Origin of the sequence: Pseudomonas sp. NPDC090233 (assembly GCF_044772285.1) — a bacterium.
Taxonomy (GTDB): Bacteria; Pseudomonadota; Gammaproteobacteria; order Pseudomonadales; family Pseudomonadaceae; genus Aquipseudomonas.
Map to the genome: position 1 here is coordinate 1 of NZ_JBIVYQ010000016.1, position 6,606 is coordinate 6,606.

The 6,606-nt window shown below is 51.0% G+C and carries 5 protein-coding genes and 1 pseudogene; all 6 read left to right on the plus strand.

Annotation, left to right across the window (positions count from 1 at the left end; genetic code table 11):
• The coding region (locus ACIQUF_RS25430; protein ID WP_403136489.1) for a DUF2345 domain-containing protein at window positions 1-325 on the plus strand (325 nt) is incomplete at its 5' end.
• A gap of 13 nt (window positions 326-338) precedes the next feature.
• Window positions 339-2,042, plus strand: coding sequence for a lipase family alpha/beta hydrolase (locus tag ACIQUF_RS25435; protein WP_403136491.1), 1,704 nt, complete (start codon window positions 339-341; stop codon window positions 2,040-2,042).
• Window positions 2,043-2,143: 101 nt separating this feature from the next.
• The gene (locus tag ACIQUF_RS25440) at window positions 2,144-3,106 is read left to right on the plus strand and encodes a T6SS immunity protein Tli4 family protein (protein ID WP_403136493.1); all 963 of its coding nucleotides are present in this window, start codon (window positions 2,144-2,146) and stop codon (window positions 3,104-3,106) included.
• Between the two features lie 113 nt (window positions 3,107-3,219).
• Window positions 3,220-4,779: pseudogene (locus ACIQUF_RS25445) on the plus strand (DUF2345 domain-containing protein); the annotation flags it as partial.
• Entirely contained in the window at window positions 4,776-5,762 is a 987-nt protein-coding gene (locus ACIQUF_RS25450; RefSeq protein ID WP_403136495.1) for a DUF2515 family protein, read from the plus strand. The pseudogene ACIQUF_RS25445 and the gene ACIQUF_RS25450, both read left to right, overlap by 4 nt.
• Window positions 5,755-6,606 (plus strand): hypothetical protein (locus ACIQUF_RS25455; RefSeq protein WP_403136497.1); only part of this gene is annotated, 852 nt, incomplete at its 3' end. The genes ACIQUF_RS25450 and ACIQUF_RS25455, both read left to right, overlap by 8 nt.

A 6,606-nucleotide genomic window follows, 5' to 3' on the forward strand; every position in this document is an offset into this window, starting at 1 on the left:
TCTGCTCACCAGCGGTGGCGGGTATATCCGCATCAAGGGCGGCAATATCGAAATCCATGCGCCGGGGACGATTGATGTCAAAGGGGCGAAGAAGAGCTTCAGTGGCCCCACAAGTTTGTCGCATAGCTATAACGAAATGCCTGACGCAAAATTTGAAAAGCGCATTGCCCTGAAATATCAGAATGGAGAAATTGCACGTAATGTAAAGTATGAAATCCATCGTGAAGACGGCATCATTATTAGTGGAATCACTGATGCTGATGGTCGAGCCCAACAGCAGAAAAGCGACATGTTAGGCAAATATCTCTTCAAGATAATCGAATAAGGACGATCTTCGCATGGAAACTAAACAGACGGTACTTCCCACTGAGATAGGCGCCGACGGGCGCGAGCATGCCAATGCGCCGTTGGAAAATCAAGGCTGCTCCGACAACTTGCTGTACATAAGCCCTAGGCAGGCGATACCCATCATTTTTGTACCAGGAATTATGGGGACGCCGCTGCTCGCCACAGGAGAAAACAACAAGAACCTGGTCAAAAAGTTAAAAGGTCGATGGAGTTGGTTTCCTGACAGCTTAGGATGGATGGGTGTATTGAGCATCGTAGGGGGATTCAACCGCCTGAGTCCTGCCGAAAAAAAGTATTTGCTAGACCCTGACAGCACTAAGGTACCTCGAGCTATCGGTGAAGCTGACTTTTCCGGGTTTGATTTTGATACATGCCCACTGCCCAAAGAAGAGATTGAACAACGTGGTTGGGGCTCTGTACTTTTAAGCGATTTAGGTGGATATGGGCCTATCTTGAGCTTTCTCGAGTCGGAGCTCAGGAACCTTTACCATGATGATGGTAAAAACAAACCTAGGATAAAAGGGAGCATGCTTGCTTTTGAAGGGAGTATTCAGTCTATCAAAGGCTATGAAGCTCTCGACGTTGCTGCATACAAGAAGGCCTCTTCATGGAGTTACCCCGTATACGCTTGTGGTTACAATTGGCTGCGAAGCAACGAGGAATCTGCAGACGAATTGGCGCGTTATATTCAGGTTGTCCTCAAAGATTGTAAAACACGTTTAGGCCTCAAGTGCGATCAGGTCATACTAGTGACACACTCAATGGGAGGGTTGGTTGGCCGCCGCTGTGCTCAAAAAAATCCTCAAAATATATTGGGTGTTGTTCACGGCGTCCAGCCGGCGATCGGAGCGGGCACAGCTTATCGACGCGTGAGGGCGGGATGGGAAGATGCCGTAGGTCGCATGGCAATAGGTGCAAATGCTGACGAAGTTACGCCAGTTTTTGGAGCCCCAGGCCCTTTACAGCTGCTGCCCAACCACCTATATGGCAATGGTTGGCTTAACGCTCGATGGGACAGTAAAGATGGCCCCGTGTTGATGTCGTTGCCGAGAAATAATAATCCTTACGATGAAATCTACTCAAAGACTACAGTCTGGTGGCGTTTATGCGATCCTCGCCTAGTTGAGCCACGCGCAAAAACCAGGCAAGAACTTGAGGCGGGTTGGTCGCTGTATCTGAAAAATCTTAGAATGGCTCAGGATTTTCACAAGAGCCTGGATACCTATTACTTTCCGGAAACCTATGCGCATTTTGGATCCGACAGTAAATTTCCAGCTTGGAATAAAATTGACTGGATCCTCAAAGCTTTTCGGAACATGACGGGTAAATTCTCACCCAAAGTCCCTCAGGAAGTAGCCCCTAATCTTAGGCTGAGCACAGATAATCGAATAAATTATTTGACCTTAAACAACATGCAAACTGCTGGAAAAATAGCCTATCAACCTATACAAGGACCTGCTGTTATTGGAGCTAATTATTCCGGGGATGCTTATCATGCAGCCATGGCCTCCCAAGACGACACAGGAGACGGCACTGTGCCCTCGCATTCCGCTGCTGCGGTAACTGACCATATTAAATTTTCAGCGCGTCTGTCCGGCTTCGAACACAGCAAATCTTACAACGACAAGTCAGCTCGCGCCATCACACTTCATTCCATTATCAGCCTTGCCAAAGACGCTAACAACCTATGCTAACTCCATGCAAGACCAACAAGAGCAAATGTATTTCACCCCTATACTACATATTACTCACCACCTCATTAATATCCCCGTTTGCATTAGGAGCACCCGAAAAAATGGAAAGGACGGAAGCCGATTCTAAGACAGTACTGGTGGGACGCTATAAACTCGACCTTCCAACTCACGCAGTGCTTAACGGCGCTTTGTTGGAACTAGATGGCGTTCCGATGTCTATTACCCCAAACTATTTAATGGCCCGTGTTGAAAGGGACGCTCAAAAAAAATGGCTTTCCGTCAGCAGCCGCAACCTTAATAACAGCGAGCATACTGCCATTCAAGAAAAAATGAGCAATGGCGCTTCGATCTACAACTATGACCATACACGAATTTCTGGAGAAGGATTAGACGGCGAACAGATAAACAAAGTTGTGTACTCCACGGTCGCCTACTACGGATTCAATAACATGAAATTCGAGTTGGGCAACGACAGCACCCTTAACAAAGATGCTCAGATCAGGTCAATCATCGAGAACCTTGTTCGCAGCCAGACCACTAGTAAACAAGAAATATGCTATGTAAATGGGTGTTTACCTCATAACACAGGCAGCGAAGGTGTCTACGTAAATTTCGGCTTTGCGAAGTATCCAGATTTGAGGGCAAAATTCACATCTAAACAATATGGCGGGCAAGCAAACCAACCGCTATCACAGAGAGGCAATATCGGTATCTCTCCGAGCGACGAAGCGAAATGGATATTGAATTCTGATGCCCAGCACCGCACTATCCGCAATACGAAGCGCACAGTCAACGAAGTCATTGGCGAAGAAGTGATCGAAGCGAGCACCGAAAAATCTGGCGACGGTTATTTGACTGAAATTAACGCCGTCTGGTATTACCCGGGCATTCCGAACAGCGACGAAAGTCCTGAGCTGCGCTTCGACATGGACTACAGCTATACAACCATTACTAAACCAGCTCAAGGCGCTGCCTTCCCTCCACGTGGTGCATCCAACGCCATTTCCGAAGCTGAGTTCATGAAAATTTGGGACCAGGCACTCAATTCGTTGGCATCAAGATAGTCTCGATTATGCATTCATACGCCCCATAAATCCCGTCATGGGGCGTGGCAATGCAGCCACCAACAACAGTATTTCAATCTAGAACCAACAGACCAATTGCAGCAATGAGAAGCCGCAGCCCGTTCGAGCACGCCAAGCCCACTTGCCCAGGTCCGCAAACCGCCGTGGTGGTCACCCCGAGCGGCCATGAAGTGTTCACCGACAGCCTCAACCGCCTGTGCGTGCGCTTCCACTGGGATCGCCTCAGCCAGGATGGCGAGCTCTCTTCCTGCTGGCTGCGCATGCTGCAACCAAGCAGCGGCCCGGACTGGGGCAGCGTGCACGTGCTGCGGGCCGGCGAAGAGGTGGTGGTGACCTTCCTCGACAACGACATCGACCGCCCGCTGGTCATGGGCCAGGTGTACGGCGGCCACAAACCGGCCTGGCACTCCAGCGGCCTGATGTCCGGCTACAAGAGCAAGGAAGTCGGCGGCGGCGGCTTCAACCAGTGGGTGATGGACGACTCCACCGGCCAGGTACGCACCCAGCTGCACAGCAGCCACGGCCACACCCAGCTCAACCTTGGCTACCTGATCGACCAGCGCGGCAACAACCGCGGCGGCCTGCGCGGCACCGGCTTCGAGCTGCGCACCGACGCCTACGGCGCCCTGCGCGCCCAGCAGGGTCTGTACCTGAGCACCTGGAAACGCAGCAACGCCCAGGGCGCCCAGCTCGACGTCAGCGAAGCCCAGCAGCAACTGCAGAACAGCGAACAGCGGCTCAAGACCCTCTCCGATACGGCCAAGCAGCACAACGCCGAAGCTTTGCAGGCCGGCCTGGATAGTCTGACCCAGCTCAACGCCGACACTGACGTCACCTACGGCAACGACAGCAGCAGCCCGAGCCAGGGCCCGAGCGAACAGCAACGCAACGGCGGCGACACCGCCTGGGCGATTCGCAACGGTGGTCGCGGCAAAACCCCGGGCTATCAGAAGCCGCTGCTGATCGCCTCCTCCCCGGCCGACATCGCCACCGCGACGCCGCAGAACACCCACCTGCACAGCGGCAAGCACCTGACCATCAGTACCGGCAAGGATGTCAGCATCGCCAGTGGTAAGTCGCTGCTGGCCAGTGTGGTGCAGAGCATCAGCCTGTTTGCGCAGAACGCCGGGGCCAAGTTGTTTGCGGCCAAGGGCAAGGTCGAACTGGAGGCGCAAAGCGATGCCATGGAATTGACTGCGCTGCAGAACCTGAAGCTGACGTCGTTAGAACAGTTGATCGAAATGTCCGCGCAGAAAGAGATTCTGCTCACCAGCGGCGGCGCCTATATCCGCATCAAGGGCAGCAACATCGAAGTGCATGCGCCGGGGACTATTGACATCAAGGGCGCTAAAAAGACGCTGGATGGGCCGGCCAGCATGGAGCATTCGTTCAAAGAGCTACCCACCGGAACTGATTCGGGCATGTACGACGAGCAGAACAGGCTGATGACCAGTTACGGAGTACCGCTGGAGAACGTGGCTGTAGAGGTTGAGATTCCTGGCGTAGGTAAAAAGGTTTATTTCACCGACCAAGATGGTACTACGCCCCGCTTCTTCAGCGCCAAAGCCGACAACGCCAAGGTCAGTTTGATACCAGACGAACTGATAGTACCTGTGAACGCGGACAAATTCGTGCCGAGAACAAAATCATGAAGGAAGATTTCAATCTTAATGCGCAGGCGTGTTCAGTAAATGACCTGAACCCTGGCTGTATAGATCTTTGGACGCTCGGCCAACAAATTGCCACGAGACGGTTATGCACCAAAACTCGGGTTGAATTTAAAGAACCCGCACGTTATGAGCTCGTCGAGAACTTCAGTACGCGCGCGGCACGCATCGCGGGCAACTACGGAAAAATTTATCTGGAGCTGGAGAGCGGTGGCAAGGCCGAATTAAAAGGGCGATTCTACTGGACGGGGATTGCGGCGTTTGCCAGCAAGCAGGTCATGTGCGCGCTTGATTATTCTAGCAATACTAAAATGCGCTATACGACGGTGGGTTATGCCGCACTTGAAGCAACTAAGATTTTTCTGGGCAAAGGTAATTTTTGGCTATTCCAAGATATTTTCGTGTGGCATTGGTTCTACATTAACTACCCAGAACAGTTTAGAGAGTGCATGTGCAGCCGCAACTGGGCGAAGTACAATGATCGCTTTAAGCCTGCATTCGATTCGCTTCCTTGGGCAAGTGAAGCACCTGGCAAAATCAATAACCTAAAAGTCACTGACTATCTCGCGCAGGGGTTTTCCTATTTTCCGAAAATCGAGAAAAACACTAACCGGGACGCCCGACGAAACCAGCAACTGGCGTCATTGATGGCGATTGCGAACCATGAACAGATCAAGATCCTGCAGCCATTAATTTATGAAAGCAAAATTTTTAAAACGCTGCTCAATAGTCAAGCGTTGGTCGAAGGCCATTTCGGCGTCCCTCGTCGGCTCGCAGCATTCAGTACGGCGTGCGAGACGAACGACCCTCAATACGACATCGTCATGACTGAAGGCAAGCTGCATAACGCCACAGACAGAATATTTATTGGAAACATTGCGAACAAGTACCATAACCTTATGCAAACCCAGAACACTCACATGGAAAGCATAATCAGGACGATTGCCTCTTGGAGTGAAAATGCGTAAACCTCTAATCTTCCTGCTGTTTTCAGCGTTGCTTGGATGTGAGAATTCAGAAATGAAAAACGACAACCCCACCATCAAAATAAACTTTGATGAACCGGTTCAATCTCTCCTGTCGAAGTCGACTGCACCACTATCCAGAGATTGCAATGGTGATCTCTGCTTTTTTGAGTTCGACATCCCTTCAGACCATCCGAACAAAGCCGTAGTGATTATCGAAAGTAAAAGCCAACCTATGGTTTTCGATGACGTCATCAGTGCAGCACTGATGACCCACAAAAGTGACACCCTGTCAAATTCGTATATCACGTTAAATGGCGTGAAGCCCAATAGCGAGCACGAACTTGCCATGGACTATTTTAATGAGCTGATAGCTAAACTCAGCAAAGCGGGATGGCAACGCTATATCTATCCTAACGAAGCGAGAATACCTGCTACGGAAGCAAGTAAATTCAAAGACATAGAGGAAGTTCTCGGGAGCTCTGTCTCAACCGGCCCGTGGCAGGACCCAACGCTTAAACTGGATAAAGATCAGTGGTTATCTTTTCCGATGTTCAGCAATTGGCTGATGTACCGGGGAAATCTATATCTGAAGGTGACCGTGCAGCGTGAGAATGACCCGGATGCTCCCAAAGAGACGGGGTCATACTTGTTCACCTTGACCTTCAAGTCAGAGCGCGATTTCTACCAAGGTTTTCTCGATGACGAAGACCGTGGAAAATTGACAACCCTTCTCCCCGCCGAACTCAAATGCATGGCCCAGGAACGCGCCCAAACCGAAGCACGCCTGAAAAAAATGGGCATCGCCATCGATGAGGATTACCAGGACCCGCCAATCAAGGCCCTG